The organism is Pyxidicoccus sp. M15, assembly GCF_056858435.1.
In genome coordinates, this window is record NZ_CM166495.1 from 2,226,809 (window position 1) to 2,253,708 (window position 26,900).

The 26,900-nt window shown below is 71.6% G+C and carries 24 protein-coding genes and 1 pseudogene; 12 read left to right on the forward strand and 13 right to left on the reverse strand.

The annotated features are described in order from the left end of the window. Positions 1 to 145: 145 nt before the first annotated feature. From ACX9TP_RS08870 to ACX9TP_RS08885, 4 genes are all read right to left on the reverse strand, one after another. Positions 146 to 1,318, reverse strand: coding sequence for a hypothetical protein (locus tag ACX9TP_RS08870; protein ID WP_482979297.1), 1,173 nt, complete (start codon positions 1,316 to 1,318; stop codon positions 146 to 148). A 69-nt stretch (positions 1,319 to 1,387) separates the two neighbouring features. Next, a complete protein-coding gene (locus tag ACX9TP_RS08875) occupies positions 1,388 to 3,007 on the reverse strand; it encodes an alkaline phosphatase family protein (RefSeq protein ID WP_482979298.1) in 1,620 nt (539 codons plus the stop codon). Positions 3,008 to 3,069: 62 nt separating this feature from the next. Beyond that, positions 3,070 to 3,540 carry a hypothetical protein gene (locus ACX9TP_RS08880; protein WP_482979299.1) on the reverse strand — a complete coding sequence of 157 codons (471 nt, stop codon included), beginning with the start codon at positions 3,538 to 3,540 and terminating at the stop codon, positions 3,070 to 3,072. 114 nt (positions 3,541 to 3,654) lie between these two features. Then, positions 3,655 to 4,137, reverse strand: coding sequence for a hypothetical protein (locus ACX9TP_RS08885; RefSeq protein WP_482979300.1), 483 nt, complete (start codon positions 4,135 to 4,137; stop codon positions 3,655 to 3,657). Positions 4,138 to 4,527: 390 nt separating this feature from the next. On the opposite strand from ACX9TP_RS08885, the gene ACX9TP_RS08890 reads away from it, so the two are divergent. Next, positions 4,528 to 5,226 (forward strand): dienelactone hydrolase family protein, encoded by a 699-nt coding sequence (locus tag ACX9TP_RS08890; protein WP_482979301.1) that lies wholly within the window; start codon positions 4,528 to 4,530, stop codon positions 5,224 to 5,226. Further along, positions 5,223 to 7,340: an FUSC family protein gene (locus ACX9TP_RS08895; RefSeq protein WP_482979302.1), complete on the forward strand. Its 2,118-nt coding sequence runs from the start codon at positions 5,223 to 5,225 to the stop codon at positions 7,338 to 7,340. The genes ACX9TP_RS08890 and ACX9TP_RS08895 overlap by 4 nt, the downstream gene beginning before the upstream one ends. Before the next feature lie 7 nt (positions 7,341 to 7,347). Here the strand turns inward: ACX9TP_RS08895 and ACX9TP_RS08900 are convergent, their stop codons facing one another. Further along, complete coding sequence (locus tag ACX9TP_RS08900; protein WP_482979303.1) at positions 7,348 to 8,943, reverse strand: HEAT repeat domain-containing protein; 1,596 nt, start codon at positions 8,941 to 8,943, stop codon at positions 7,348 to 7,350. A 103-nt stretch (positions 8,944 to 9,046) separates the two neighbouring features. On the opposite strand from ACX9TP_RS08900, the gene ACX9TP_RS08905 reads away from it, so the two are divergent. The 4 genes from ACX9TP_RS08905 to rsmB are packed head-to-tail and all read left to right on the forward strand — an operon-like array spanning position 9,047 to position 12,881. After that, positions 9,047 to 9,628, forward strand: coding sequence for a signal protein (locus ACX9TP_RS08905; RefSeq protein WP_482979304.1), 582 nt, complete (start codon positions 9,047 to 9,049; stop codon positions 9,626 to 9,628). Between the two features lie 29 nt (positions 9,629 to 9,657). Further along, entirely contained in the window at positions 9,658 to 10,596 is a 939-nt protein-coding gene (fmt, locus tag ACX9TP_RS08910; RefSeq protein WP_482979305.1) for a methionyl-tRNA formyltransferase, read from the forward strand. Between the two features lie 48 nt (positions 10,597 to 10,644). Continuing rightward, complete coding sequence (locus ACX9TP_RS08915) at positions 10,645 to 11,568, forward strand: type II 3-dehydroquinate dehydratase (RefSeq protein WP_482982137.1); 924 nt, start codon at positions 10,645 to 10,647, stop codon at positions 11,566 to 11,568. Beyond that, on the forward strand, positions 11,565 to 12,881 hold the full coding sequence (gene rsmB, locus ACX9TP_RS08920; protein WP_482979306.1) for a 16S rRNA (cytosine(967)-C(5))-methyltransferase RsmB: 1,317 nt from the start codon (positions 11,565 to 11,567) through the stop codon (positions 12,879 to 12,881). Before ACX9TP_RS08915 ends, rsmB begins: the two co-directional genes overlap by 4 nt. A gap of 20 nt (positions 12,882 to 12,901) precedes the next feature. On the opposite strand, the gene ACX9TP_RS08925 is transcribed toward rsmB, so the two are convergent. Both ACX9TP_RS08925 and ACX9TP_RS08930 read right to left on the reverse strand, forming a co-directional pair. Next, positions 12,902 to 13,807 (reverse strand): LysR family transcriptional regulator, encoded by a 906-nt coding sequence (locus tag ACX9TP_RS08925; protein WP_482979307.1) that lies wholly within the window; start codon positions 13,805 to 13,807, stop codon positions 12,902 to 12,904. A gap of 104 nt (positions 13,808 to 13,911) precedes the next feature. Further along, on the reverse strand, positions 13,912 to 14,199 hold the full coding sequence (locus ACX9TP_RS08930) for a hypothetical protein (protein WP_482979308.1): 288 nt from the start codon (positions 14,197 to 14,199) through the stop codon (positions 13,912 to 13,914). A 70-nt stretch (positions 14,200 to 14,269) separates the two neighbouring features. Here ACX9TP_RS08930 and ACX9TP_RS08935 point away from each other — a divergent pair, with 70 nt between their 5' ends. Beyond that, positions 14,270 to 15,379 carry an MJ1255/VC2487 family glycosyltransferase gene (locus ACX9TP_RS08935; protein ID WP_482979309.1) on the forward strand — a complete coding sequence of 370 codons (1,110 nt, stop codon included), beginning with the start codon at positions 14,270 to 14,272 and terminating at the stop codon, positions 15,377 to 15,379. Here ACX9TP_RS08935 and ACX9TP_RS08940 read toward each other — a convergent pair whose 3' ends face one another. From ACX9TP_RS08940 to ACX9TP_RS08950, 3 genes are read right to left on the reverse strand one after another with little or no spacing between them, the layout of a single operon-like run. Next, entirely contained in the window at positions 15,380 to 15,868 is a 489-nt protein-coding gene (locus tag ACX9TP_RS08940; RefSeq protein ID WP_482979310.1) for a hemerythrin domain-containing protein, read from the reverse strand. A 50-nt stretch (positions 15,869 to 15,918) separates the two neighbouring features. Then, positions 15,919 to 16,965, reverse strand: a complete 1,047-nt coding sequence (locus ACX9TP_RS08945; RefSeq protein WP_482979311.1) for an SDR family NAD(P)-dependent oxidoreductase — start codon at positions 16,963 to 16,965, stop codon at positions 15,919 to 15,921. Positions 16,966 to 17,005: 40 nt separating this feature from the next. Then, complete coding sequence (locus ACX9TP_RS08950; protein WP_482979312.1) at positions 17,006 to 17,479, reverse strand: TlpA disulfide reductase family protein; 474 nt, start codon at positions 17,477 to 17,479, stop codon at positions 17,006 to 17,008. A 205-nt stretch (positions 17,480 to 17,684) separates the two neighbouring features. Here ACX9TP_RS08950 and ACX9TP_RS08955 point away from each other — a divergent pair, with 205 nt between their 5' ends. The 3 genes from ACX9TP_RS08955 to ACX9TP_RS08965 all read left to right on the forward strand — a co-directional run bounded on the left by ACX9TP_RS08955 (position 17,685) and on the right by ACX9TP_RS08965 (position 21,196). Next, a complete protein-coding gene (locus tag ACX9TP_RS08955; RefSeq protein ID WP_482979313.1) occupies positions 17,685 to 18,803 on the forward strand; it encodes an aminotransferase class I/II-fold pyridoxal phosphate-dependent enzyme in 1,119 nt (372 codons plus the stop codon). 188 nt (positions 18,804 to 18,991) lie between these two features. Further along, entirely contained in the window at positions 18,992 to 19,876 is an 885-nt protein-coding gene (locus tag ACX9TP_RS08960; RefSeq protein ID WP_482979314.1) for a hypothetical protein, read from the forward strand. A gap of 21 nt (positions 19,877 to 19,897) precedes the next feature. After that, entirely contained in the window at positions 19,898 to 21,196 is a 1,299-nt protein-coding gene (locus ACX9TP_RS08965; RefSeq protein ID WP_482979315.1) for a choice-of-anchor X domain-containing protein, read from the forward strand. 6 nt (positions 21,197 to 21,202) lie between these two features. On the opposite strand, the gene ACX9TP_RS08970 is transcribed toward ACX9TP_RS08965, so the two are convergent. Then, the gene (locus ACX9TP_RS08970; RefSeq protein WP_482979316.1) at positions 21,203 to 22,204 is read right to left on the reverse strand and encodes a hypothetical protein; all 1,002 of its coding nucleotides are present in this window, start codon (positions 22,202 to 22,204) and stop codon (positions 21,203 to 21,205) included. A 386-nt stretch (positions 22,205 to 22,590) separates the two neighbouring features. Between ACX9TP_RS08970 and ACX9TP_RS08975 the strand changes: the two genes are divergently transcribed. Beyond that, positions 22,591 to 23,337, forward strand: coding sequence for a PP2C family protein-serine/threonine phosphatase (locus tag ACX9TP_RS08975; RefSeq protein WP_482979317.1), 747 nt, complete (start codon positions 22,591 to 22,593; stop codon positions 23,335 to 23,337). Positions 23,338 to 23,340: 3 nt separating this feature from the next. Here ACX9TP_RS08975 and ACX9TP_RS08980 read toward each other — a convergent pair whose 3' ends face one another. Beyond that, a complete protein-coding gene (locus ACX9TP_RS08980; protein ID WP_482979318.1) occupies positions 23,341 to 23,940 on the reverse strand; it encodes a hypothetical protein in 600 nt (199 codons plus the stop codon). A gap of 429 nt (positions 23,941 to 24,369) precedes the next feature. Here ACX9TP_RS08980 and ACX9TP_RS08985 point away from each other — a divergent pair. Next, positions 24,370 to 25,398, forward strand: a pseudogene (locus ACX9TP_RS08985) (methyl-accepting chemotaxis protein); the annotation flags it as partial. A gap of 15 nt (positions 25,399 to 25,413) precedes the next feature. Here ACX9TP_RS08985 and ACX9TP_RS08990 read toward each other — a convergent pair. Continuing rightward, positions 25,414 to 26,868, reverse strand: a complete 1,455-nt coding sequence (locus ACX9TP_RS08990; protein WP_482979319.1) for an outer membrane protein assembly factor BamB family protein — start codon at positions 26,866 to 26,868, stop codon at positions 25,414 to 25,416. Positions 26,869 to 26,900: the final 32 nt, after the last annotated feature.

Below are 26,900 nucleotides of genomic sequence, written 5' to 3' on the forward strand. Positions count from 1 at the left end.
CAGGAGCGCAGGGGGACGGGCTTGAGCATGGGGTACGTGCACCTCGCGGGACGGGCCCCAAGAATAGGCTGGGAGGCAACTTGCAGGCCCGCGCCGCGGCAACAATCAGCTCGCCGGGACGGTGGTGGTCTGAGCCCGGACAGTCTCAGCCGCCCGCGTCGGGCCCCAGGTCTTCGAGCTGGCAGGTGTAGTCCCCCATCCGGTCCGGTTTGCCGCCGGCGGAAACGGCGATGGCGAAGCGCTGGCCTCGAGGGGGAGTGAAGGTCAGGGCGCTCGGCTTGCCGGGCTCGAGGGATGCGGTTGCCAGGCCCATGTCGCTCGAGTCCCTCAGCTCGATGCCCCAGGGCTGGCCATCCGCGGCCAGCTCACACGCGAAGCGATACCGCGAGTCGGTGCTGGCCGGGGTGAAGCGGAAGGTGTCCGTGTCGACGGGTACCTCGATGCGTCCGTGGATGGGAGCCGCGGGGAGCTTCAGCTCGTCCGCGAACTCCGCCGTGTTCATCCGGTCATCCGCACCCATGTCTTCGAGCTGGTGGCTCCACGCCCCGACTCCGTCCCCGGAGACATTGAGGGAGAAGAAGAACGCTCCCGTGCTGAGCGTGCGGACATAGGTGGGCCGGAGGCCATACTGCTGGAGGGCCTGGTACTCGTGGCCGACGTAGACCCGGCAGTCCAGCGGCGCCGGGCTCGTGCAGGTGGACTTGTAGTAGTGGCTGCCGAGGAGGTCGAACCGGAGGACGTCGGCGTCCCCCGGGTAGTCGAACCGCCCCGAGAGAGAAGTGCCCAGGGTGCCCGCGATGGAGCCCTGGGAGTCATTGGAACGGTCGTCCGGGCCCAGGTCCTCGAATGACCAGCTCACCGGGGCGCCCAGTCCGAAGTCCCGGGCCTTCAGCTCGATGTAGACCTTCTCCTGCCGCGGGTTCCAGAAGGTCACGATGGCGGTGCCCTCCGGGCCGCCACCGGAGACGGCCTTCAGGCCCTGTCCGTTGCCGTCATAGACCGTCACGATGCACGCGCTCATCGAGGACACGCAGGAGAAGCGGTAGGCGTTCGCGGCCTTGCCCTCGAACCAGAAGTACCCCCGGGCGAACGTCGTGTCCTTCGGGTCATTGGGGATGGAGCGCTGCCGTGGACCCGTGGGCCCGGGAATGAGGACCGCGTCGGGGAAGACGAGGCGCACCGGCTCGGGAGTGGGCTCCTCGACGCAGCGGGGCTCGGAGCTGCCGTCTTCGCAGGCCGCTTCCGTGTCGTCCCCACAGCCCGCGAGTCCGAGTCCGGCGATGCACACCGCAACGACAGCTCCACGGTGGAGTTGCATGGCGAAATCCCCCCTCCTGAGATGGCGGACGCATGCTATACGGAACGCCGCTCAGCCTCGGTGGGGTCTTCACCGCCCCGAGAGCGCCTCCGCGCGGGGCTTGCCTTCGGCCGACGCGGGCATTCCCATCTCCAGGAGCGCGGACAGCGTGGGCGCCACGTCCACCGGGTCCATCTCCTGGAGGTACAGGCCCGGCTTGACGCCTCGGCCCGCGAACACCACGGGCACCTGCGTGTCGTACGCGTACGGCGTGCCGTGGTTCGTCCCGCGCGGGTAGTCGCTCACCACGTGGAAGGGCTTCGACACGAAGAGGACGTCTCCGCTGCGCATCGGGTAGTAGCCGCGCCGCAGCGGCGCCACCAGCCCCGCGAGGTCCGGAGTCGTGTCCAGGTCGTCCTTCGCCACCGCCATCACCGTGAAGGGCTGCTTCGCCAGCCACGCCGCCGCCGCGCGCCGCACCGCCACGCCCTCCACCTGTCCCGACTCCAGGGCCTTGCCGCCCAGGTACACATCCAACGTCAGCTGCCTCACCGTCACGTCGACGCCGAACTTCGCGCGCAGCTCCTGCGCCAGCCCCCTGGCCACCTCCACCGGGAGGATGCGTGCCGCGGGCACGCCCGCCTGGACCCAGGCCTCCGGAAGCTCCGCGCCCCCATGGTCCGCCGACAGCGCGATGACCAGGTTCGCCCGGCCTCCCGCCGCGCGCTCGGCGGCGGTGATGAGCTCGCCCAGCGCCTGGTCCAGGCGCAGCAGCGTGTCCTGCATCTCCCACGAGGTGGGGCCGAAGGCGTGGAACACCGCGTCCGTGCCGCTGAAGCTCACCGCGAGCAGGTCCGGCACGTCGTCTCTGCCCAGGCCCTCGCCCGCCAGCGCCGCCTTCGCCGCCTGCACCAGCAGGTCATGGGAGCGCGGCGACACGGCGAAGACGCGGTACGACGCGGGACCCGGCGCCTCGAGCCCACCGTGGAGCGCGTGGGGGAACGTGCGGCCCATGCCGTAGGGGTTCGGCGGCTCCGCGGCGCGGTCGTCCTCGCCCACGTACTCGGCGCGCGGACGCAGCAGCTCCCACGTCTTGCCAAAGTCCGCGTCCGCCAGCTTCCGCGCGTTGAGCGCCTGCATCCACGCGGGCACCGTCTTCGCGTACCAGGTGCTCGTCACCATCTTCCCCGTGGCTTCGTCGAACCACCACGCCTGTCCCAGTCGCCCGGCGAGCGGAATCGCCGAGCGTGCCTTGAACGACAGCGCCACCACCTTGCCCCGGCCCTGCGTGGACACGCGCAGCCGGTCCGCCAGCGTCTCCGCCATCAGATTCGCGGGGCTGGTGTCCGACGTCGGGGCGGTGACGCCGTCCAGGATGGCGTACGCCGGGTCCACGTAGGCCTGCACGTCCTGGTCCGTGGCACGGTCATGGACGTCGTTGTCCACGATGCCGTGGCGCCACGGGTTCGCACCGGTGGCCAGCGTGGCATGGCCCGGTGCGGTCCGGGCCTCCGCGTAGGCGTAGCGCGCGTAGGGGTAGAACGCCCCCGCGTCGAGCAGCTTCCCCAGTCCGCCAGTGAGGCGCGAACGGTTGCGCAGGAGCAGGTCGCTGCCCAGCGCGTCCACGCTGATGAACAGGGTGAGCTTCGGGGGCCGGGCCGTGGCGGGCAGGGCGGACAGGACGAGGAGGGCCGCGAGAAGGCGTGACACGTCGGACAGCCTCTCCGGCCACGGGAGCCGAAGCAACCCGCATGTGGCCACCGCCGCCGCTTCTAATAATGGTTCTGGCTCATCCCCGGAGTGGCGAGCGTGCGGGAGGACGAGGTCGGCGTGCTCGGGGGCGACATCGGCAGGGCTCCCGCGGTGGCACCGAACAGGCGCCGGATGTTGTCGCCGAAGAGGGTGAGCGTGAGCAGGCCGATCAACGCGACCAGCGAGAGCGCGGCCGTCACCGTCACGGCCGTACCCAGCAGCGTGGTCGCCTCCTCGCGCTGCTCGCGCCACACGCGCCGGCAGTCGCCCGTCACCACTGTCCCGTCCGACCGGCGGTAGAGCCGGGCACAGACACGCCCACCGGGCTGGAGCAGCGCCTCCACTTCGGAGGTGCTCATCTCGCTCACGTTGTAGACGTTGAGCTGGCAGGCGCCGCAGTGCCGGACGCGCGCATCACCGGTCATCTCGTCCCAGCGCATCTTGCAGGGCGTCGCGATGGTGAGCCGTTCGGACAGGGAGCGGGTATCCATGGCGGACGACGATACCGGCCCCGTGTTCCTCCGCGCATCGGTCATCCGTCCTACGGACGGATGACCGGCGTCGACGCCCACTGCTGGTCTTGATGCGTGGGGATGCCAGCGCGCCTACAGGAAGCAGCCGCACTTCCGGGTCGTGGCATTGCACCTGCCACTCATCGTGCCGCCGCACTGGCTGTCGGAGGTGCAGGACTTGCCAGAGACGCAGACGCCGCAGTCCGGGTCCCGGAGACACACCTCGGAGCAACATCCGTCCTGAGTACAGCCGCACGTGGGAACGATGATGGGGTTGCAGGCCACCGTATTCACGGTCGAAGTGCCGGTGGTGCACTGCACGGCGCCCCAGTAGTAGCCATTCTGTGAAGCGGGAATGGCCTGGCACCGGCCCTGCGAACCGGTGCACGAAGCCCAGTTCCCACAGTAGATGCTCGCCGTGCAGTCCCCATTCACGGGCGTGTTCTGCTGCGTCACTTCCTGCTCCTCGGGAAGCGTGGCCGTCTCCTGCTGGGCCGGGTCCATCTCAGGCGGCATGGAGTCGCAGGCGGTCAGCATCATCCCCAGCATCACAAGAACTCCGGCTACCGATTTCATGGGCGACTCCCTGGCGTGGTTGGAGGGGATGAGCGCGGGTCCATGACCCTGCCTCATCCCGCGGCGACGGCCGTAGGCAGGCACCGTGCCAACGCGGAATGTCTTGAAATGGCGTGCGGCGCGACGACGCCTGTGACCTGTGGTGTCACAGGCGGGTTGCACTTGTAACGCAAGTGGCTACACGCAGGTGGCGCGCGCCGCGCATGGTGCCCCCTCCCGTGAGCACGGCTCCAGGCTCCGGCACCTGTCCCGGCGGCGGAGTCCTACGCAGCGCACGGCCGCTCGCTCCCCTTGCACCCGGGGAGGGGGCCCGGGCCAGGAGCGCCCATGGACACCACCTTTACTGAACAGGTCCGGGCACACGCTGTGCCCGCGTCGGGAGGAGGGTCGATGCGCGTACACGACCGTGACGTGGAGATTGGTGTCGCCGGGCGGCTGTTGGAAGGGCAGCTCTCCGTGCCCGAGCGCGCCTCGGGCCTCGTGGTGCTCGCCACCGATGGGGCCGGCCAGGACGGCCGCCGGAGCAGCCACGTCACCCGCATCCTCCACGACTCGGGACTCGCCACGCTGAAGCTGGGGCTCCGCACGGCCGAGGAGGAGCTGGCCCAGGAGTGGACGCTGCGCGAGGGCTCCAACGTGGAGCTTGTCGCCCACCGGCTGGAGGTCGCCCGCGACTGGCTCCAGCGCGACGACTCCCTGTCCCTGCTGCCCGTGGGCTACCTCGGCTCGGGCCTGGGCTCCGCCGCCGCGCTCGTGGCCGCCGCGCACCAGCCTCACGGTGTCCAGGCCGTCGTCACCTTCGGCGGGCGGCCCGACATGGCCGGCGAATTCCTCCACGACGTGCGCGCCCCCACGCTGCTCCTCGCCGCGGGCGACGACGCGGACCGTGTCTCGCTCAACCGCCGCGTGTTCGACGCGCTGACGACTCGCAAGGCCCTGCGGTTCGTCGAAGGTGCCTCGCGCGGCTTCCCCGAGGATGCCCCGCTCGTCGCCGCCGCGCGCATGGCCCTGGCATGGTTCTCCGACTGCTTCCGCGCCGCCGCCGGGCCCGGAGTCCTGGAATGGACGGGTGAACCCTCCGCCCCATGAGTCCCCTGCGGCGCCAGCTCCAGTCCTTCCTCCACGTGGAGCCCGCGCGGCCCGCGATGGGCGCCGGGCTGCGCGCCGCGCTCGCCGTCGGTGTCCCCATGGCGGTGGCCGCCGCGCTGCACCTGCCCGCGGCCACCTGGGTGGGCCTGGCGGGCCTCTTCGTCACCCTCGTCGACCGGGGTGGGCCGTACCGCGACAGGGCCCTGGCGATGGGGGCCATGACGCTGATGGGCGCGGTGGTGGGGCTCGTCTCGGCCGCGCACCCGCCGACCTGGGCCGCCGTCGGGCTCACGCTGTGCTGGGTGACCGCGTGCGGCTTCGCCCGCTCCTATGGGGACACGCCCGGCTTCCTCGGCGTGGTGCTCGCCAACTTCTCCGTGGTGTCGCTGTCGCTCCCCGCGCACGACTTCGCCGATGCGCTGGCGCGCTCCGGCCTCTTCGTGGTGGGCGGCGTGTGGGCGATGCTGCTCGCGCTGCTGTTGTGGCCCCTGCGCCCGTACCGTCCCGCGCGCCTGTCCATCGCCCGCTGCTACGACGTGCTCGCGGAGCGCGCGGACGAGGTGGGGCGCTGGCCCCTGGAAGGCCCGGCGGCCTCCGCATTCACCGTGCCCGCGGTGCCGTGGGAGCCCCGCATCCGTCAGGCCCTGGAGACCGCCAGCTCCGTGCTCGCCGCCACGCGGCGGAGCCGGGTGGGGGAGAGCGGGCGGGGTGAGCACCTGCTCGTGCTGCGCGAGGGCGCCGACGCGCTGGTGCCCCTGCTCGTCGCGCTGACGGAAACGCTGGAGCTGGCGCCGCGCGAGCCCCGCTACCTCGCCCTGCGCGCCGAGGTGCAGCGCGCCCTGGCGGAGCTGGCCGAAGACCTGCGGCGCATCGCCCGGGCCCTGGAGAAGGGCGAGGACGTGCACGCGCGTAAGGCCTGTGGCCCCGAGCGGGTGCGCCAGGCCCTGGAGATGCTCGACGCCCAGGAGCCCCTCCCCGAGCCGGCCCGCGCCGCCTACGCCCACACGCACGCGCTGCTGGGCCGCCTGCACGAGTACACCCAGGCGCTCCTCGACGTGGCCGCGCGACTGGAGGACGGGAAGCCGGTGCCGGAGGCCCTGCCGCTGGGGCCCCGCTCCGAGGTCGCTCCCGCGCCCTCGCTGCTGGAGCCCCTGCGGGAGAACCTCGACCCCGGCTCGGTCATCTTCCGCCACGCGCTGCGGCTGGGCGTCTCCGCGGCGCTCGCCACCGCGCTCGTGCGGGGGCTGGGGCTGGACCACGGCTACTGGGTCATCATCACCGTCATCATCGTCCTCCAGCCGTATTCGGGGCTCACGCTCCAGCGCAGCCTGCAGCGCGTGGCGGGCACCCTGCTGGGCGCGGCCCTGGCGGCGGGGCTCGTCGCGCTGGTGAGAGACCCGGTGGTCATCCTGGTGGCCATCATGGTGCTGTTCGCCTTCGCCATGAGCGTGCAGCCCATCAGCCTGCCCGCCTTCCAGGTGCTGCTCACGCCCGCGCTGGTGCTGCTCGCCGAGCTCCAGTCCGGCGACTGGGATTTGGCCGGGGTGCGCATCGTCAACACGCTGCTGGGGGGCGTGCTCGCGCTCATGGGGGCGCGGCTGTTGTGGCCCAGCCCGGAGCACCTGCGCTTCCCCGAGCAGGTGGCCTCCGCGCTGCGCGCGGACCGCGACTACCTGCGCCAGGTGGCCGCCGCGCGCTCCGACGCCGAGCCCGCCGTGCGCGAGGCCCGCCGGCGCATGGGCCTGGCGCTGCTCTCCGCGGAGGCCTCCTTCCAGCGGATGCTCACCGAGTGGAAGGGGCCCGCGCGGCAGCTCGAGCCCGTCATGGCGCTGCTCACCTACTCGCGGCGCCTGACGTCCGCGGTGACGGCGCTGTCCACCAGCGGGCGCGGGCCGGGCGCCCGGGATTTGGAGCCCGTGGCGCGCTACACCGCCGCCGTGCTGGAGGAGCTGGCCACGGCGGTGGAGCAGCGCAGGGCGCCGGGGCCGCTGCCCGCGGACTCGCCGCCCCTGGAGGGGGACGCGCTGTCCCGCACCCAGGGGGAGCGGCTGGTCCGCCAGCTCTCCGTGCTGCACCACGCGGCGGAGCGCCTGCCGCCGGTGCTGCTCACGTGAGCCGTCTTCAGATGCGGTCGATGCGCGCCACCAGCCGGCGCAGGTCCTCGTTGACGCTGGCGAACTGGGTCATGCCCTGCTCGTCCTGGAGCTGCTTGCGCAGGGCCGGCAGCGCGCCGTCGCGCACCTTCGCCGCGGCGTCCTTCGAGTCCTCCAGCAGCCAGCCCACCGCGAGGATGAGCGCCATGCGCGACTCGGTGTTGCGCTCGCCCAGGCGCGCGGCCAGGGCGCCCGCGTGCTCGGCCGAGCCGGAGCGGCCCACCTCCAGCGCCGCGCGCTCCAGCATCAGCGGGTCCGCCTTCTCCAGGCGCTGCGCCCAGCAGCCCGCGTTGCCCGTGCACGCCTGCGCTGCCTCCAGCAGCTTCGTGTAGCGGGCCAGCTGGTCCGCGCGCTTCTTGCCCAGCGCGGCCGGGTTGTCGCAGCCCTCCTCGCCCGTCTTCTTGCAGTCGGCCGCGGTGCGCGCCGGCTCGGCGGCGATGAGCTTCTGCAGGAGCGGCAGGTCCTGCCCGTCCCCCAGCATGGCCAGGCCGCGCACCGCGATTTCGCGCGTGTCGAAGTCGCCCGTGCCCGCGGCCTTCTCCAGCGCCGGCAGCGCGTCACGCCCGCCCAGCCGCGTGAGGGCGCGCACGTAGGCGTCGCGCACCGTGGGGTCCGTCTCCGTCAGCATGGCCGCCAGCGGCTTCACGGCTTCCGGCGCGCGCATGCGGGCCAGCGCGTCCGCGGCCTGCATCCGCACCAGCGCTTGAATCTGCGCGTCCGAATGCGTGAAGGACAGCTGCTTCATCAGTCCCCCCACCGCGCGCTTCTCGCGCAGGTCTCCCAGCACCGTCGCCGCCTTCATCGGATAGCTGGCGGGGTTGACGCCGTTGGACTGCGCCCACTTCAGCAGGTCCGCGTCCCGGCCCTCCAGGGCGGGCAGCAGCGCGTCCGCGGCGGGCTGGCCCAGCTGGAACAGCGCGAAGGAGCTCTCCACGTAGAAGGACTTGCCCTTGCGCTCCTTGGTCAGCATCCGCACCAGCGCCGGCGCCGCGCGCGGGTCGCCGATGTTGCCCAGCGCTTCAATGGCCTTCTTGTTGAGGAAGGGCTCCACGGTGTCGTCGGTGGCCAGCGCGATGAGCGGCTCCACGGCCTCCTTCGCCTTCATCGCGCCCAGCACCTGCACGGCCTCGATTCGCGTGTAGTTGTCCTTCGCGCGCAGCAGGGGCACCAGCGCGGGCACCGCGCGCACGTCGCCGATGGCGCCCAGCGTCGTCACCATGGCCTTGTTGGCCAGCTGCGCGGACATGTCCGCGGCGGTGGGGTCCAGCGCCGCCTTCAGCGGCTCCACCGAGTCGGTGGACTTCAGGTCGCCCAGGGCCCGCGCCAGCGCCGCGCGCACCTCGGGCTTCTTCTCGCTCGCCAGGTGCTCGTGCAGCATGGGGAGGAAGGACGGGTTCAGCTTCCCCGACGTCCGCAGCGCCTCCACCATGCGGATGCGGTCCTCCGGACGCCGCGACTGCTGGATGTTCGCCTCCCAGTACTCCGGACTTGCCGGGTCGCCTTTGCAACCTCCCAGCGTGAGGAACGAGAGCGCGACACACAACGCGGCGAGGGAGCGGAACATGCGGTCTCCTTTGCGTCTGCGGGTTTGTCCTGTCTTCCGTGTAAACCTCCTGGCACGAAGGAAGCAAACCACCCAGGTCTCCTGGGGTACGCTGGTCAACGACATGGCCGATGACTCCCAGAAGCCGACGCGCCCCTCGTATGCCCGTCGGACGTACATCCTCGACCGAGAGTTCCAGCTCAAATACATCACCCTGCTGGCCGGAATTGGCGCGGGGAGCATCCTCGTCTTCGGGCTGCTGGCGCACCGCATCCACGTGTCCGCCATCGCCTCGGAGGTGGACGGCGGCGAGTCGCTGCTGTGGCTCACGGGGCTGGGCACGGTGGGCACGGGCGTGGCGCTGGGGCTGTTCGGCCTGCTCTTCACCCACCGGGTCGCCGGGCCGGTGCACGTGATGAGCCTCTACGTGGCGGCGCTCGCCGCGGGGCGCTATCCGCGGCTGCGGCCGCTGCGCAAGGGCGACGAGCTCAAGCGCTTCTTCGAGCGCTTCAGCGAGGCGTTCGACCGCATCCGCCAGCGGGAGGCGGACGAGGCGCACGCCCTGGAGTCCGCGCTGGACGCCCTCAAGGGCACGGCTACCACCCCGGAGGCCCGTGCGGCGCTGGACACCCTGTCCGCGCTCCACGCCCGCAAGCGTCAGGCGGTGGACAATCCCACCGGCGGCACCTTCAAGTCCGTGGCCTGAGTCGCCCGCCCAGGAGAAGCGCAACCGCTATGAGCCGACCCCGCATCATCTTCATGGGCACGCCGGAGTTCGCCGTGTCGTCGCTGGCCGCCTGCTTCGAGCTGGGCGACGTGGTGGCCGTCGTCACCCAGCCGGACAAGCCCAAGGGCCGAGGCAACACGCTGGCCGCGCCGCCGGTGAAGGAGCTGGCCCTGTCGCGCGGCGTGCCCGTGCTGCAGCCGGTGAAGCTGCGCACCCCGCCGTTCTCCGAGGAGCTGCGCAAGTTCCACCCGGACATCTGTGTCGTCACCGCGTACGGGCGCATCCTGCCCAAGGACATCCTGGACCTGCCGCGCATGGGCTGCGTCAACGTGCACGCCTCGCTGCTGCCGCGCTTCCGGGGCGCCGCGCCCATCCAGTGGGCCATCGCCCACGGTGACGCGGAGACCGGCGTGTCGCTGATGGTGATGGACGAGGGCCTGGACACCGGTCCGGTGCTGGCGATGAAGCGGCTGCCGATGACGCCGGACGAGACGAGCGCCTCGCTGCACGTGAAGCTGGCCGCGCTCGGGGGCGAGGTGCTGCGCGAGTTCCTGCCGAAGTACCTCAGTGGAGAGCTGAAGCCCGTGCCGCAGCCGTCCGAGGGCATGGTGCTGGCGCCCATCATCGACAAGGACCAGGGCCGCCTGGACTTCACGAAGCCGGCGGTGGAGCTGGAGCGGCGCCTGCGCGCCTTCACCCCGTGGCCCGGCGCCTTCACCACGCTGGGCGGGAAGCTCTTGAAGGTGCACAAGGTGCGGGCAGCGGGCAGCACGGGCGCGCCCGGCGCGGTGCTCGCGGCCAACGTGGACGGCATCGAGGTGGCCTGCGGCGAGGGCTCGCTCGTGCTGCTGGAGCTCCAGCCGGAGGGCAAGCGGGTGATGAGCGCGGCGGACTTCCTGGCGGGACACAAGCTGGCGCCGGGCACCTTTCCCTTCAGTGCGAGCTAGCGCGGGGCGGGCGGTGTTGAACGTGAACGAGGGCAAGCGGGGATGGGCATGAGATTGCTGGTGTTGCACGGGCCGAACGTGAACCTCCTGGGCGTGCGCGAGGGCACGTCCGGAGGGCGGCTGTCGGACCTGGACGCCGCGCTGAAGGAGCGGGCGAAGGAGCTGGAGCTGGAGCTGAAGGTGGTCCAGTCCAACCACGAGGGCGTGCTGCTGGACACGCTCGCCGCCGAGCGCGAGGCGGTGGATGGCATCCTCATCAACCCCGCCGGCCTCTTCGGCTCGTACGCGCTGAAGGAAGGGCTGGAGGCGGTGGGGCTGCCCGCGATTGAAGTCCTCCTGCGCCCGCCGGCCCGCGAGTCCGTGGTGGGCGAGGCGTGTGTCCTCCAGGTGCACGGCACGCAGGGCGGCTTCGAGCCGTACCTCCAGGCGCTCGACACCTTCGCCAGCGGCGTCTTCACGCCGGAGCAGGAGGGGCCGAAGAAGACGCTCGGCCGGAAGAAGGACGAGCCCGCCCCGAAGGCGGCCGCGCCCGCGGCGAAGCCCGTGCCGATGTCGCTGGTGAAGTCCGTGGGCTCGACGGCGAAGTCGCTGGCCCGTGCCGCGGAAGCCGGCGGGTCCACGAAGACGCTGGGCCGCAAGCTGGCCCCCGTGAAGGAGGAGGCGGCGGAGGCCCGTCCGGGGAAGACGCTGGGGCGGGGCGCGAAGTCCCCCTCGCCCGCGTCGGACCTGCTCACGCGGGCGCTGGTGCGGCAGAAGATTTCCGACCGGCTGGCGGGCAAGCTCACCCCGGCCGAGCTGGCCGCCTGGGCGCGCACGCAGTACCAGGCCGTGCAGCGCGGCGCCCCCGCCGAGAGCGGGCACCGGGAGCTGCTGGAGGAGAGCCTCCAGAGCCTCACCCTCTCCACGCTGCCCGCGACGCGGCTCTCGGATGAGCAGCTCGTGGATATGCTGACCCGGCTGGACGAAGGATGAACGCGCGCGCACTGGCCATCAACGTCCTGTCGCGCGTGCGCGCCACGGACGCGTACCTCAACGTGGTGCTGGACACGCTCCTGTCCGAGTCCCCGCCGAAGGACCCGCGCGACGCCGCGCTCGTCACCGAGCTGGCGTACGGCAGCACGCGCCGGCAGCTCGCGCTGGACTACGCCATCACCCGCTTCGCCGACCGCAAGCTGGACGCGCTGGAGGACAAGGTGCTGGCGGCGCTGCGCATCGGCGCCTACCAAATCTTCCACACCCGCGTGCCCGCGCGCGCGGCGGTGGCGGAGACGGTGCAGGCCCTCAAGGAAGTGGGCCTCGCGCGCGCGGCGGGCTTCACCAACGCAATCTTGCGCAAGCTCGCGGACCTGCCGGGGCCGCCGCTGCCTCCGACGTCGGACATGGTGGAGCACCTGTCCGTGCGCGAGAGCCACCCGCGCTGGCTGGTGGAGCGGTGGATTCGCCAGTTCGGCCGCGAGCGCGCCGAGTCCATGCTGGTGGCGAACAACCAGTCCCCCGCGGTGGTGGTGCGCGCCAACACCGCGAAGGTGACGCGCGACGCGCTGCTCGCCCAGTTCCAGGAAGCGGGCGTGGACGCGAAGGCCACCACGGTGTCCCCGGTGGGCATCACCCTGCCGCCGGTGGGCCGGGTGGAGGACCTGTACGGCTACGCGGAGGGGCTGTGGCAGGTGCAGGACGAGGCCGCCCAGCTCGTCGGCGTCTACGGCGCGATTCCGGAGACGGCGCGCGTGCTGGACGCGTGCGCCGCCCCGGGCGGCAAGGCGTGCCACCTGGCGCAGGAGCACGAGGTGGTGGCGGTGGACCTCCACGCGAACAAGCTCCGCAAGATTGACGCCGAGGCGAAGCGCCTGGGCCTCACCGGGCGGCTGAAGGCCTACGCGCACGACGCGGCGGAGCCCTTCCCGGAAGCGTGGGGCGAGTTCCACGCCGTCCTCGTGGACGCGCCGTGCTCCGGGCTGGGCACGCTGCGCCGCCACCCGGAGCTGCGCTACCGCCGCAAGGAGGAGGACCTCTCCCGGCTGGCCACGCTGCAGCGGCGGATTCTGGAGAACTGCCAGGAGGCGGTGCCCGGCGGGGGCCTGCTGGTGTACGCGGTGTGCACGGTGGAGGCGCAGGAGGCGCAGGACCAGGTGGAGATGTTCCTGCGCAGCCACCCGGAGTGGACGGCGGAGCCGCCGGTGCTGCCCGGGCTCAAGCTGCCGCTGACACAGGCGTACCTGCGCACGCTGCCGGGGCCGGAGGGCTTCGACGGGTTCTTCGCCGCGCGCCTCCGGAAGCTCTACTGACTGAAAGCCCTACCGAGGCGTCACGCCTCGTCGGCGGAGGGCAGGCTGGCGGCGGCCTTGAAGGCCTCCAGCACCGCGGCGGACGCGCGGTCCAGGTACTTGCCCTTGCGGATGAGCAGGCCGATGGGGCGCGACACGGGCCCCTCGGCGAAGGGCTTGGCCACCAGCGAGCCGGCCTTCACCTCGCTCTGGGACGTGGAGATGGGGAGGATGGCGACGCCCAGCCCCATCTCCACCGCCCGCTTGATGGTCTCCACGTTGTCCATCTCCATCACCGGGTTGATGTCGATGTTCTTCTCGCGGAAGAGCCTGTCCAGCGCCTTGCGCGTGGGCGCCTCGCGGTCGAAGGCGATGAAGGGCACGCCGGACAGCGCGGTGAGGCTCACCTTCTGCTTGGTGGCGAAGGGGTGGTTGGGCGCGCAGACCACCGCCAGCTTGTCGTCGCGGAACGGGAGGATGTCCACGCCCGCGCGCGGCTGCGGATACGCGACGATGCCAATCTCGGCCGCGCCCAGAATCACGTCGTCGTACACCTGGTCGTTGCGCCGGTAGTTCAGGCGCATGTTCACCTTGGGGTGCGCCTTGAGCAGCTGCTTCTGCACCGCGTTCAGCTCGTGCAGACCCACCGAGTAGATGGTGGACACCGTGCTGGTGCCGGCCACCTCGGTGGCCTGCTCGCGAATCTCCTGCTCCACCTCCGCGAAGCGCGCGAGGATTTCCTTGCACCCGCGGAACAGCCGCTCGCCCGCGGGCGTCGGCGTCACCTGCCGCGCGCTGCGCGAGAGCAGCTTCTGCTCGTAGCGGTTCTCCAGTGCGCGGATCTGCTGGCTCACCGCGGACTGCGTCACATGGTTGAGCTGCGCGGCGCGGGAGAACGAGCCCGTCTCGACCACGTCGCAGAACATCTTCAGGGATTCGAGCTGCATAAGGTCGCCTCCTACTCCCAAACCTAATGATTAGGCCAGAATTAATTAGCTTGCCTACCGGGCGCCGCGAAATGACCTTACCGGGCCCGGGCCTGCCCGGCCGTTCAGGGCGCGGGAGGGCGGGGGCGCAGGAGGACGAAGAGGGACGCGCCGAGGGCGGTGAGGGCGCCGCCGCTGAGTGCCTGCATGCGGCCCACTTCGCGGGTGGCCTGCTGGAGCAAGTCGCACTCGGGGCCGGACAGGCCGGCGCAGTCCACGGCGGTGAAGAGGGCGCGCAGGCCCGCGGCCAGCAGGCCGAGTCCCCCGAGCAGCAGGCCGCCGCACAGCCCCAGCGCGGCCGAGCGGCCGACAGACGAACGCCGTGGAGGGCAGGGCTCCGGAGGGGAGGGCATGGGGCCGCTATAGCCCCGGGGCGGGGGCGGGCTCAACGGGGAGGGGGCGGCCCGCGTATGCTGCCGGGCCATGCGAATCCTCTACGGTGTCGTCGGCGAAGGCATGGGCCATGCGACGCGCTCGCGCGTGCTGCTCGAGGAGCTCACCAAGGAGCACGAGGTCCACATCGTCGTCTCCGGCCGGGCCCAGGACTACCTCAAGAAGCGCTTCCAGAACGTGCACGGCATCTGGGGCCTGACGCTGGCGTACGAAGGCAACTCGGTGAGGAAGCTGCAGACGGTGCTGCAGAACGTGTCGGGCGCCTTGAAGGGACTGCCGCAGAACATCCGCCAGTATTTCGACCTGGTGGATGACTTCAAGCCGGACGTGGTGGTCAGCGACTTCGAGACGTTCAGCTACCTGTTCGCGAAGACGCACCGGCTGCCCGTCATCAGCGTGGACAACATGCAGGTCATCAACCGCTGCCAGCACGAGCCGGAGCTGCTGGCCGGGTACGAGGACAGCTTCGAGACCTCGCGGGCCATTGTGAAGGCGAAGCTGCCGGGCGCCTTCCACTACCTCGTCACCACGTTCTTCTATCCGCCGGTGCGCAAGCGCCGCACCACGCTGGCACCGTCGATTCTGCGGCCGGAAATCCTGGAGGCGAAGTCGGAGCCGGGCGAGCACCTGCTCGTGTACCAGACGGCGACGACGAACACGGCGCTGCCGGACATCCTCAAGGCCGCGGGCATCCCCTGCCGCGTGTACGGGCTGCGCCGGGACATCACCGAAGATTTGGTGGACGGCAACCTCACGTACCGGCCCTTCAGCGAGAAGGGCTTCATCGACGATTTGCGCACGGCGCGCGGCGTGGTGGCCAGCGGCGGCTACACGCTGATGAGCGAGGCGGTGTACCTGCGCAAGCCGGTGCTCAGCGTGCCGCTGGTGGGCCAGTTCGAGCAGGTCATCAACGCGCTGTACCTGGAGAAGCTCGGGTACGGGATGTACGTGAAGGAGCTGTCCGTGGACGCGCTGAAGGAGTTCCTCCAGCGCGTCCCCCGGTGCCAGGAAGCCCTCAAGGGCTACGAGCAGGAGGGCAACACGAAGATGCTGTCCGCCCTGCGCGAGCAGCTCGCCCTGGCGTACGAGCACCGCGGCCACTGGGCCATGGAGCGCGCGGAGATGGACGCGAAGGACTGACTAGGACTGCACCGGCGGGAGGGCCTCGCCCTCGTTCTCCGCCATCTGGAGCAGTTCCTGGTTCGACAGCTCGTCGGCGGACTGCTGGAGGGTGTCGCCCAGCCCGTCCAGCTCCTCCGCCGACGCGACGCCAGTCAGGCGGGGGAAGAGCTTCTCCTCCTCTTCCTTCACGTGGTGCTGCACCGACTGCTGGAGCCTGGCCAGCTCCGAGTCCAGCCTCGGGTCATTGCGCTTGGACTGGAGCAGGTTCGCGATGAGCCGCTTCACCTCCGAGTGCTCCTGGAGGGAGTGGTCCACCATGTCCTGGATGCCCTTGCTCCGGGCGAAGGGATAGAAGTGCTGCTCCTCGATGCGCGCGTGGAGGGTGAGCTTCTCGGCCAGCTGCCCGAGCAGGCTGACCTTCTCGCCCGGCTTCGCCGCCCGGACGGCGCGCTCGAACAGCACGTCCACTTCGCGATGCTGCTGCTTCAGCAGGTCAATGGCATTCATTCGTGGCTCCAATCGGGTTCGAGGTGGGGAGGGCGGCGGGGCGGGGTGCCTCAGTGGAGGGGCACCTCGTTCTCGTTGTTGCGCTCGGCCGCACGGCGCGTCAGCTCGGTGAGCCAGGACCGGGTGAGCGGCGTCTCGCTCTCGCTGCCCCGGACGCGGTCCGGGTTGCTGTCCTGTGGCAGGGAGCGGTTGACGAAGGCGGAGAGCGTGGCGGTGAGGGTGGGCGCGAGGGCCCGGCCCAGGGCGCCCAGCTTCGCCGGCAGGCCCACCAGCGCCTCCGCGTCACCGCGCTGACAGGCCTCCAGGATTTTCCGCGCCGCCGTCTCCGCGTTCATGGACATGAAGGGGATGGAGTCCCCCACGGTGAACCACGCGTATTCCTTTTCGTGGTTGCCCTTGAAGTACGAGTTGCGCGGGCTGCCGGTGCGCAGCAGGCCGGGGCACACCGTCGTCACCAGGATGCCGTCCTGCCGCAGCTCGGCGCGCAGCCCGTCCGACAGCCCCACCAGCGCGAACTTGCTCGCCGCGTACGGCACCAGGTGGGGGATGCTCACCTTGCCGCCCACGGAGGAGATGTTGACGATGCGGCCCTGTCCGCGCCGCTTCATCTCCGGCAGCACCGCCAGCGTCGTGTACAGCGGCGCCCACAGGTGCGTGTCCATGGCCTCGCGGAAGTCCTCCAGCGTCATCGACTCCAGCGGGCCCACCTGGATGACGCCCGCGTTGTTGATGAGGACGTCCACCACGCCGAAGCGCTCGTGGATGGCGGCCACCATGGCCTCCACCTGCACCTGGTCCCTCACGTCACAGGGAATGGCCAGCACCTCGCCGCCGCTGCGCTCCAGTTCCTCGCGCGCGCGCTCCAGCGTGGCCTCCTCGCGGGCGCAGATGGCCACCCGCGCCCCCTCCCTCACGAGCTGTCGCGCCATCACCAGCCCCAACCCCCGGGAGCCGCCGGTGATGAGCACCGTGCGGCCGGCGAACTGGAAGCGCGGCTTGAGCATCCTGCGCAGCCCCAGGGCCGCGCCGACACCGGCGGCGGCCAGCGTCCCCAGGGAAATGCGGGAGGCGTCCTTGTCCTTGCGGCGATCTGCCATGTGCGGTTCTCCGTGTGGCGGGTGCGCGAAGGCCCCGGCGTCAGGGCCCGGGGGCGGCGGCCGAGGTGTCGTACCGGGTGAAGCGGTCCAGCACCTGGCGCACGTGGTGCGCGCCGTTGCGCCCGGTGAAGTGGTGGCGCAGCCGGCCCGCCTCCCCGTCGAACACGAGCCACGCCGGCGTCTGCGTCACGCCGTAGGCCTGGGCCATGGAGCCGTCGTCCACGGCGATGGGGTGCGTCAGGTCATGCTTGCGCGCGAAGGCCTCCACCGCGTTGGTGTCGCGCAGCTCCTTCTCGGAGTGCGTGACGTCCACGCTGATGACGCGCAGGCCCCGCGGGGAGAACTCTCCGATGAAGCGCTTCAGCTCATCGAAGTCCGAGACGGTCTGCGCGTCCTTCATGGTGAAGAAGTGGAGGAGGACGGGTAGTTCATCCAGCTCCGAGACATGGACCGGGGCGTTGACCCAACCGCCATCCGGGTCCAACAGTTTGATGGGGATGTCGAGCGTCGGCATGCGGGCTCCCACGAGTGGGCTTCAGGAGGACGCGACTCAAGCTATGCATCGGCCGGCGCCGTCCTCCCCCCAAGACGCCTCCGAGGACGCTCGCCTGCCCGGACGGCACGGGCCCTGGTCCAGGCGAAGCTCCGCCCCGGGGACAGTGGCCGCGCCTCGCAAGGCCGCTGGACGCCCGGCGCCGGAGAGGGCAGACAGGCGGGCCATGCGCATCCCCGACTTCAAGCTGGAGCGGTACTTCGCGCGGTACGAGTTCTCCGCGCCCTACCTGCTGTGCTCGTCGGACCTCGAGGGCTGGCGACTGAAGGACTTGCTGGCGCTCGCGGACCCGGACGCCCTGGCCCGCTGGGAGGGGCTGACGCTGGGCTACACGGAGTCCACCGGCCTGCCCGCCCTGCGGCAGGAGCTCGCCGCCCTCTACCCGGGCCTCGCGGCCGAGGACGTGCTCACCTTCGCCGGCGCGCAGGAAGCCGTCTTCGTGCTGATGAACGTGCTGCTGGGCCCGGGCACGCACGCCGTCGTCACCTGGCCGGGCTACCAGTCCCTCTACGAAGTCGCGCGCGCCACGGGCGCGGAGGTGACGCTGCTGCCGCTGCGCGAGGAGGACGGCTGGGCGTTGGATTTGGACGCCCTCCGCCGCGCGCTGCGGCCGGACACGCGCCTGCTGGTGGTGAACTTCCCGCACAACCCCACCGGCGCGCTGCCGGACCGGGCGACGTTCGACGCGCTGTGCGCGCTGGCCGACGAGCGCGGCATCTACCTCCTGTCCGACGAGGTGTACCGCCTGCTGGAGTACGACGCGCGCGACACGCTGCCCTCCGCCGCCGAGCGCACGCCGCGCGGCATCAGCCTGGGCGTCATGTCCAAGGCGATGGGACTGGCGGGGCTGCGCGTGGGGTGGCTTGCCTGCCGCGACGCGGACGTGCTGCGCCGGTGCATGGCGTTCAAGGACTACACCACCATCTGCAACAGCGCCCCCAGCGAGGTGCTCGCGCTGATGGCGTTGCGCGCGAAGGAGCAGGTGCTCGCGCGCAGCCGCGGCATCCTCGCCGCGAACCTCGCGCTGCTGGACGCCTTCTTCGCGCGCCACGCGGACACCTTCCGCTGGGTGCGCCCGCGCGCCGGCAGCGTGGCCTTCCCGCGCCTGCTGCGCGACACGCCCGTGGCCCGCTTCACCGAAGAGCTCGTCGCGCGCGAGGGCGTGCTGCTCCTGCCCGGTGACGTCTACGACTTCCCCGGCAACCACTTCCGCCTGGGGTTGGGCCGCCTCAACCTCCCCGACGCCCTCGCCCGTCTGGAGCGCTACGTCATCGCCACGCGCTGACGCCGACGCACGCGGCCAGAGCCCTGGTGCGTCAGCGTCATTGTGTGACGCGACGTGTCAGTTCTTTCCCGCACTTCAAGATTTCCGTGACCTCGACCTTTTACAGCCCGACGTCCTAGAGTGTGCGCTTCCCCGCCCGGTCCCCCACCGTGCAGGGTCTTCCCTCATCTCGGAGCGAGGCGCTCAATATGAAGAAGTTCATCGGTATGGCCGTTGCCGCCGCCACGTTGCTGGCGGGCACGGAGGCCGCCGCCACCAACTACACGCTGTGGATTCACGGCCGTAACGGTGGTTCGACGCAGGCCGGCAACTACAACGACTTCAGCTATTGGGGCCCCTCCACCACCGCGGCCGGGGTGAACAAGAAGGCCGTCAACTGGGATGGCCGGCAGCGCATCGGCGGGCAGAACTACCGCGTGCGTGACGCGCTGGACTGTTTCTGCACCGGCGCCAACTGGTGCTACATCGCCGCGCACAGCGCCGGCGACCTGCAGATCGGCTACGCGCTGTCGCTGTACGGTGGCTCGGCGCGTTACAAGAAGAACGCGGTGCCCAACTCGAGCGGCGTGTGTGGCAACACGGACGGCACCACGCAGACGGGCTGGAACATCAAGTGGGTGGACGTGGCGTCCGGCGCCGGCGGCGGCAGCGAGCTGGCGGACGTGGGCGAGTGGGCGGTGAGCGAGCCGCTGGTGAGCGACCTGGTCACCACGACGGCGCGCGCCATGTACAACCACAACACCACGCGCAACATCTGGTTCTACATGTTCGCGGGCGCCAAGGGCACGGCGTACTCCGGCATCCTCCCGGGCCAGGACGACGAGGCGGTGTCCTACCACTCGACTGGCGGCGTGTCCGGCAGCTCGGGCAGCTCGCAGTGCAACCCCGGTGACTGGTTCTGCGGCGGCACGCTGAACACCGGCACCGCGGCGTGCAGCGACGGCAAGGCGAAGTGGAGCTACCACTCGGTGGACCTGCGCGATGACGGCGAGGCCTACAACCACTACGCCAACGGCAACTGGGGTGGCATCGTCGCCAAGGTCCGCGAGGACATGGTGAACTACGCTCGCTGAGCCTCGCCCCCCCGAAGCGATATGACTGCTCCCGGCACCGTCCCTCCTCCTGTTTCCCGCTCCCGCCGCGCCCGGTGGGCCCTCGTCTTCATCCCCGTGGCGCTGGGGTTGCTCGGGTGGTGGTGGACGGGGGATGGCGGTGCCGGCGCGTCATCCACCGCGAGCGCCTCCACGTCTGCGGACGAGGCGGCGCGTGCCGGTGGGCCACCGGAAGCTCCCGGGAAGCTCGCCGGTGGGCAGGGCAGGGCGGCCCATGAAGCGCCCCTGGCGGCGGGCGCCGCGCAGGCGGGCGCGACGGACCCGGAGGTCGCCGAGCGCGAGGCCCGGCGCACGCTGTGGGAGCAGCGGCTGGAGCGGGCGAAGCGCACGCTGGACACGTACGTGGCCGCCACGCGCTACCCGCCGGACTCGCGCCCCAGCCGCGAGCAGCCGGACCAGATGGACCTGGCCGAGCCGGAGCGCACGCGCCCGCTGAGCCGCGACAACCAGGACGTGCAGCTGAAGCTGAAGCAGGACCGCGTCTTCGTCGTCGGTGACGAGACGGTGCACTTCTTCGTCTCCTGCGAGGACGCGCAGCGCGCGCCCAGGCCCTGCCAGGTGGTGTCCGCCACCGCGCACGAGGCCGAGCACATGACGGGCGGCGCCGCGGCGGCCGCCGTGCCGCTGGCCTTCGTGGACAACGGCGCCGGAGGCGACTCGCTCGCGGGCGACGGCATCTTCACCGGCAGGCTCCAGCCGTCGAAGCAGGGCTTCCCGATGTTCTCCGGCACGCTGCGCGTCGACGTGCGCGTGAGCTCCGGCACGTCGCAGGGGGCGGCCTTCTTCGACGTCCTCTACACCCCGTCTCCGCCGGCGCTGTTCACCGGCCAGGTGCGCGAGGTGGTGGAGGCGGGCTCACTCCAGCTCTACCTCGGGATTCAGGTCCGCAAGGCCGGACGGTACGTGGTGGCGGGCCGCGTGGACGACGAGAGCGGCGTGCCCTTCGCGCACGTGTCCTTCAACGAGGAGCTGAAGGAGGGGCCGCAGGAGGTGAAGCTCACCGTCTTCGGCAAGCTGGTGCTGGACGAGGTGCCCACCTTCCCGCTGAAGCTGCGCGACGTGGAGGGCTTCCTCCTCAAGGAGTCCGGAGACCCGGACCGCGAGCTGATGACCAGCCTGCGCGGCTACGTCCACACGACGAACGAGTACGCCGCCTCCACCTTCTCCTCCGCCGAGTGGCAGAGCGAGGAGCGCATGCGCTACGTGCACGAGCTCACCAAGGACGTGGACGAGGCCCAGGCGCAGCTCGACGCGGCGCGGGCCGACGCCAAGGCTCCCTGAAGGGCTTCAGCTCTCGGACGTCACGGACGGCTGCGGAGCGGGCTCACCCGGAGCGGCGGCGCCCAGGTCGACGGTGGCCTGGGCTGGCGGCTCCACCTCGAACGAGTCGGCCACCGCCTCCACGGCCTGCGACGCGAGCGCCGCGGCCACCGGCGCGCTGGCGGCCGCGGGGTTGGCGGCGAGCGGGGCCAGCACGCCGGCCAGGGCCGCGTCACTCACGGAGGGCTCCTCCGGCACCATCGAGCCCAAATCGTTCGTGTCCGCGAGGAACTCGTCCGGACCGGCGGGCCGCACGGCGGGGTCCAGGAACTCAGGCGGGACGTGGTTGGCGTCGTCGAGCGCGTCCATGCCGACGTCGTCGATGGCGTCCACGGCCTGGGGCGTCGTCGCGGCGCTCGCGCCGGAGATGCCGGCCGGCCCTTCCTCGAAGATGTCGTCCAGGCCCAGCTCGAGCACGGGGTCCGAGGGGCCCGCGGAGCCGGGCGGGTCCAGCATGAAGAGCAGGTCCTCCGGCTCCACCACGCTGGGCGTGGAGGTGTCCAGGTTCTGCAGCTCCCACGCGGCCTCGTCGGGCGACAGCAGGTCCTCCATGCCCGCCGAGTCCAGGCCCCGGCCCCGGCCGCCCGACGCCGCCGACGCGCCGCCGGAGCGCTCCTGGGGCGCGCCCAGCGACGACGGCAGCTGCGAGCCCAGCATCTGCGCATAGCGCGAGCGCGTGCCCGCGGCCTCGAAGGAGCTCTCCCCGGAGAACACGCGCAGCTGCTCCGGCGTGGGCCCGGACGACGAGGCGCGGCCCGTGAAGTCGGACGCATCCGCGGCGAGCGGCGCGCCCAGGTCCTCTCCGTCCACCTGGAAGTCGCTCTGGTCGGAGTAGCCGCGACGCACGGGCGCCACCGGCTGCAGCGGCTCGCGCGGGGTGAGCGGCGTGACGGGCTCCGTCTCCACCTCCAGCCGGGTGCGGGAGATGGAGGAGGAGATGCCGGACAGCACGCGACGGATGGATGACATCAGGCACCCCACGCGGCACGCACGAGTGGCCGCATCGGGATTGTCGCGCGGTCGCCAGGAAAGTTGCCAGGGCCTCCAACGACCTGGCGTGTCACCCGGGGCGTGCCGGGCCCCATCGAGTCGATCAGTCCGGCCGTCATTCCGTTCAGATGTTCAATTCCAGTCCGGGCCCCGCGAAGTGGGGTGTCTACCCCACGCCCAGGTGCGCGTTGATGGATGGAAGGCGCTCGCAGCGTCGGCCAGCGGACGGGTGGGGCTTGGATGTCGGGGTCCTGTGGCACTCACACTCCAGCAGTTCCCAGAACGGAGGTATCCGTTCTGGAGCCCGACCGGGGGAGCGGGCGCTGGCCTCCCGCTTGCTGGGGGAGAGGCCCGAGGAGGCAGTCATGAGAATGGACAGCGCGGGACAGAGCCACATTGGCCGGCGGCCGCACAACGAGGATGCGTTCTGCGTCCTGCCGGAGCTGGGGCTGTTCGTCGTGGCGGATGGGCTGGGCGGACAAGAGGGTGGAGAGGTGGCCAGCCGGTGTGTGGTGGACACCTTCGTGGGCTTCGGCCTGCGCCTGGAGCAGGACCGGGACTCCACGTGGCCCACGGTGCCGGACCCGGGGCGCAGCCGGGAGGAGAACCTGTTGTCGGCGTGCTCGGCGCTGGCGCAGCGCAACCTGCAGGCGCAGCGCGTGGGCCGCCTGAGGGAGATGGCGTCCACGGTGGTGGCCCTGGCGGTGAGCGAGCACGGCGCGGCCGTGGCCCACGTGGGTGACAGCCGGCTGTACCGGCTGCGCGCGGGCAAGCTGGAGATGCTGACGCGGGACCACTCGCTCATCGAGGAGCTGCGCGAGGCGGGCATGGAGCCGCCGGGCGGCGCGGGGAACCTGAGGCACCTCATCACCCGCGCGCTGGGCACGGACAACGCGGAGCCCACGGTGCAGCGGCTGCGCCCGGAGCCCGGGGACGTGTTCCTGCTGTGCTCGGACGGGCTCTACGAGCCGCTGGGCCTGGACGGGCTGATGCGGCGCCTGACGCTGTCCTCGGCGCGCGAGGTGTGTGACGCGCTCGTCGCGGACGCGTACGAGGCCGGTGGAAAGGACAACATCACCGCCGTGGTGCTGCGCGTCCCGGCGGAGGCGTGAGCGTCAGAAGCCCACGCCGAAGGAGAGGCTGGCCGAGGGCAGCCACGTGTCCTGGGGCTTCACCAGCTCCGGGGCATGTGGCAGCCAGGCCATGCCCAGGTTGAAGTCGCCCACCAGCTCGAAGCCGGAGGCCAGCGGGCGCAGGTAGCGCAGCCCCACGCCCAGCTCCGGCCCCGTCGTGGACACGCGGCGTGCGTCCGTGCCGGAGAACTGGAAGCCCGGGTCGTCCTCGCCCACCTGCGCCTCGGCCATGCCCGCGGACGCGAAGGGCTGGAGGGTGCCCCAGTCCTCGGCGTCCAGGGACAACAGGCGCAGCTTGGCGCGGAAGTGCGCCACCTCCGGCTCCGGGTCTCCGTGCAGGAATCCACTGCCCGTGCCGCAGCCTTCCACGGAGAGGACGGACACCGGCGACAGCTCCAGGCACAGCTCGGGCCGGCCGTTGCCGTTGGCCGTGGAGCCTCCGACGCGGAGGTTGCCGAAGTTGCGCGGCGAGGGAGCGGGCTCCGCCTTCGCCCGGACCTCGGCCTGGGCTTCCTCGGCCCGGAGCCCTGTGGGCGAGAGGGCGAGCAGGGCCATGGCCGGAAGCAGGGAGGGCGGGCGCATGGCGCACACGGGAGCGCAGGGGTTGTGCCCCCGTCAATGCGGCGTCGCGGACAGTGTCGCCGTGTTGGCGCACGGTTGGAGATCCACGGACGACCGTGAACGTCACCTGGATGAGGGCGACCCGTGGCGCCCTGTCGGGTCCACCAGGGTCATTCAGACCTCCTGGCAACGTCTGATTTCAGTGCTCACCCCTCAACAATGGCATACGGGTCGGGGTAGGCTTGGCGGTACCTCCTCGTGCTCCCCTCCCTGGCTTCGCAGCGAATGACGTACAGCCTTGCCACGCGCTTGTCTGTGGCCGTCACCCTGGTCCTCTTCGTCCTCACCCTCGTGAGCGTCGCGCTCACGGCGGCCGTGGTGGGGGCCGGCTCGGGGACGTTCTCCTTCGGCACCCTGCTCTGGCTCCTCTTCCTGAACGGCGCGCTCGCGCTGGCCGCGGGAGCGGGGGTCTTCATGCTGATCCGCCGGATGATGGCGCCGCTGCGCGAGCTGACCGCCGCCACGGCCCACGTGGTGGCGGAGGGCGACTTCCGCGGCACGCTGGAGGTGCGCTCGCAGGACGAGATTGGCCAGATTGCCGGGTCCTTCTCGGCGCTGATGGCGCAGCTGCGCACGATGCTGCTGGCGCTGCGCGCCTCGTCCGAGCGGCTGGAGGCCGCCGCCACGCACCTCACCGAGTCCGCGTCGGTGCAGAACGAGGCGGTGGGGCAGCAGGCGGTGGCGCTGCACGAGACGCAGCTGGCGGCGCAGCAGCTCCAGGAGGCCTCGAAGGCGGCGGCGAAGCGGGTGGAGGCCATCCAGCGCGAGGCGCAGCGGGCCACCGAGTTCGGCCGGGCGGGCGAGGAAGCGGTGTCCGGCAGTGTGGGCGGGCTCACCCACATCCGCTCGCACGTGGAGCAGATGGGGCGGACCATCTCCGAGCTGCACCAGCGCACGCGGCAGGTGGGGGACATCACCCGCACGGTGAAGGACCTGGCGGACCAGTCCAACGTGCTGGCCCTGAATGCCTCCATCGAGGCGGCGCGCAGCGGCGAGACGGGTCGCTCGTTCGCGGTGGTCGCGCGGGAGATGCGCTCGCTGGCGGACCAGTCCGCGGGTGCGACGACGCGGGTGCAGGCCATCCTGGGTGACATCGGCCGGGCCATCTCCGACGCCGTGCGCACCAGCGAAGGGGGCGCGCGCGAGGTGGAGGGTGGCCTGGAGCAGGTGCGCGCCGCGGGCGAGAGCCTGCGCTCGCTGGCCACCATCATCCAGACCAACGGCCAGACGGTGCGCAGCATCGCCGATGCCGTCAGCCAGCAGGACGCCGGCATCGCGGAGCTGTTCGCCGCGCTCAGCTCGATGGCGGACCTGGCGGACCAGATTGTCGAGCGCATGGCCGACAGCGAGCAGGCCGCCATCCAGCTGTCCACCGCGTCCAGCGAGCTGGGCGCCATCGTCGGGCGCTACCAGCTCTGAGCGGCACGGTCCGGCTCAGGGCCGCGGCGCCGCCCGACCCGAGCGGGAGTTGCCGCCGCCCGCGCTCACCCAGCCGGTGGCCGCGGGCCCGGTGGGCACGGACAGGTCGAAGGCGCGGATGCTCATGCGCCGCGTCCAGTCATTGCTCGCGAGCCAGTTGGTCCACGCGCCCAGCACCACGCGCCCCGTGTGCAGCGCGGGCGGGGTGATGTAGGGCGCCCTGCCCGGCAGCGCGCACGCGGCCAACTCCCGCCCGTCGTCCACCGCCAGCTCCCGCAGGAACGAGTCGCTGGACGAGTCATCTCCCACGCAGCTGTTGCTGTCCTCGCAGCCCTCCGGGGCCGGGCGGTCCACGAGGAGCAGCGAGCCGCGCCCGGTGAGCAGCGGCGACATGGGCCACGCGCCCACGGCCCGGTGCCAGCGCGGCGAGCCGTCCTCCGGGCTCAGCCCGTAGAGGAACGTGCGGCCGGGATGCTGCTGCGTCGGGCAGCCCGCGCCGGTGCACGGCGGGGCCGGGAGGAAGAGCGAGCTCCCCTGGAGCGCCACGCGCCCATGGGCGGAGCTGGACAGGCCGAGCGAGAAGTAGCCGTCCACCATCGTCGCGGTGGCCAGCGTGGCGACCGGCGCTCCCGTGGCCGCGTCGGCCACCTCGGCGCGGTCCAGCACGAGCCTGCCGCCCTCCACCGCGGAGGGCCGGAGCTCACCCGCGCGGCGCACCTGCCAGCGCGGCTGGCCTTCCGGCGTGTACGAGAAGAGCGTCGTCTCCCCGGCCGTGGCATCGAAGGAACCGCCGTAGACGTTGCCCTCCGCGTCCAGCACCACGGGCGTGCGCAGCGCGGGTGTCAGCGCCGTCCACGCCACCGCGCCCGTGTCCGCGCGCAGCGCCACGAGCAGCGTCTTCCCGTCCACGTCCTCGAAGGTGTTCCGCAGCACCGCGAGCACGTACGGCGAGCCGAGCGACACGGAGTCGATGAGGAACATCCGGGCCTCCTGCGGGTCCTCGGTGCGCAGCTTCGCGAGGTCGGCGCTCCACAGCTCGCGGCCATCCTCGAGCGCCTGCGCGGAGAGGGTGGTGTTCCCGGACGTCAGGTAGAGGCTCGCCGGGTCCACCGCGTGTACGGCCGTGAGCCCGCTCCGGGGCAGCAGGAGCCGGTAGCGGATGGCGCCGTCGCGCGTGGCGGAGACGAGGTGGCACTGGAGCTGGCTCGGGTTCTTGTCGGACCAGTACGAGCTTTCGCACTCCGTCCAGTACGTCCGGCCGTCCGCGTCCATCGTCCCGCGGAAGTCCACGCTCTGGTCCCACGCGGCGTCGTAGCTCCACGCCAGCCGCGCCGTGCCGTCCGGCCCCGAGCAGGCCGCGGGCGGTGTGGGCTCGTCGGGCACACCGGCGTCTCCAGGCGCGGGCTCCTCGGCGGGAGGCTGCTGCTCCGCCACCGGGTCTCCCGCTTCCGCGGGAGGCGTCTCGGCCACGGGCGTCCCTTCCTGCGCGGGTGCTTCCGCCG

What these genes read in the sequence shown, in the direction of transcription:
- ACX9TP_RS08870 (WP_482979297.1), bottom strand. Translation starts at nt 1,318, where the DNA reads ATGCAACTCCACCGTGGAGCTGTCGTTGCGGTGTGCATCGCCGGACTC.
- ACX9TP_RS08880 (WP_482979299.1), bottom strand. Translation starts at nt 3,540, where the DNA reads ATGGATACCCGCTCCCTGTCCGAACGGCTCACCATCGCGACGCCCTGC.
- ACX9TP_RS08885 (WP_482979300.1), bottom strand. Translation starts at nt 4,137, where the DNA reads ATGAAATCGGTAGCCGGAGTTCTTGTGATGCTGGGGATGATGCTGACC.
- ACX9TP_RS08890 (WP_482979301.1), top strand. Translation starts at nt 4,528, where the DNA reads ATGCGCGTACACGACCGTGACGTGGAGATTGGTGTCGCCGGGCGGCTG.
- ACX9TP_RS08895 (WP_482979302.1), top strand. Translation starts at nt 5,223, where the DNA reads ATGAGTCCCCTGCGGCGCCAGCTCCAGTCCTTCCTCCACGTGGAGCCC.
- ACX9TP_RS08900 (WP_482979303.1), bottom strand. Translation starts at nt 8,943, where the DNA reads ATGTTCCGCTCCCTCGCCGCGTTGTGTGTCGCGCTCTCGTTCCTCACG.
- ACX9TP_RS08905 (WP_482979304.1), top strand. Translation starts at nt 9,047, where the DNA reads ATGGCCGATGACTCCCAGAAGCCGACGCGCCCCTCGTATGCCCGTCGG.
- fmt (WP_482979305.1), top strand. Translation starts at nt 9,658, where the DNA reads ATGAGCCGACCCCGCATCATCTTCATGGGCACGCCGGAGTTCGCCGTG.
- ACX9TP_RS08915 (WP_482982137.1), top strand. Translation starts at nt 10,645, where the DNA reads ATGAGATTGCTGGTGTTGCACGGGCCGAACGTGAACCTCCTGGGCGTG.
- rsmB (WP_482979306.1), top strand. Translation starts at nt 11,565, where the DNA reads ATGAACGCGCGCGCACTGGCCATCAACGTCCTGTCGCGCGTGCGCGCC.
- ACX9TP_RS08925 (WP_482979307.1), bottom strand. Translation starts at nt 13,807, where the DNA reads ATGCAGCTCGAATCCCTGAAGATGTTCTGCGACGTGGTCGAGACGGGC.
- ACX9TP_RS08930 (WP_482979308.1), bottom strand. Translation starts at nt 14,199, where the DNA reads ATGCCCTCCCCTCCGGAGCCCTGCCCTCCACGGCGTTCGTCTGTCGGC.
- ACX9TP_RS08935 (WP_482979309.1), top strand. Translation starts at nt 14,270, where the DNA reads ATGCGAATCCTCTACGGTGTCGTCGGCGAAGGCATGGGCCATGCGACG.
- ACX9TP_RS08940 (WP_482979310.1), bottom strand. Translation starts at nt 15,868, where the DNA reads ATGAATGCCATTGACCTGCTGAAGCAGCAGCATCGCGAAGTGGACGTG.
- ACX9TP_RS08945 (WP_482979311.1), bottom strand. Translation starts at nt 16,965, where the DNA reads ATGGCAGATCGCCGCAAGGACAAGGACGCCTCCCGCATTTCCCTGGGG.
- ACX9TP_RS08950 (WP_482979312.1), bottom strand. Translation starts at nt 17,479, where the DNA reads ATGCCGACGCTCGACATCCCCATCAAACTGTTGGACCCGGATGGCGGT.
- ACX9TP_RS08955 (WP_482979313.1), top strand. Translation starts at nt 17,685, where the DNA reads ATGCGCATCCCCGACTTCAAGCTGGAGCGGTACTTCGCGCGGTACGAG.
- ACX9TP_RS08960 (WP_482979314.1), top strand. Translation starts at nt 18,992, where the DNA reads ATGAAGAAGTTCATCGGTATGGCCGTTGCCGCCGCCACGTTGCTGGCG.
- ACX9TP_RS08965 (WP_482979315.1), top strand. Translation starts at nt 19,898, where the DNA reads ATGACTGCTCCCGGCACCGTCCCTCCTCCTGTTTCCCGCTCCCGCCGC.
- ACX9TP_RS08970 (WP_482979316.1), bottom strand. Translation starts at nt 22,204, where the DNA reads ATGTCATCCATCCGTCGCGTGCTGTCCGGCATCTCCTCCTCCATCTCC.
- ACX9TP_RS08975 (WP_482979317.1), top strand. Translation starts at nt 22,591, where the DNA reads ATGAGAATGGACAGCGCGGGACAGAGCCACATTGGCCGGCGGCCGCAC.
- ACX9TP_RS08980 (WP_482979318.1), bottom strand. Translation starts at nt 23,940, where the DNA reads ATGCGCCCGCCCTCCCTGCTTCCGGCCATGGCCCTGCTCGCCCTCTCG.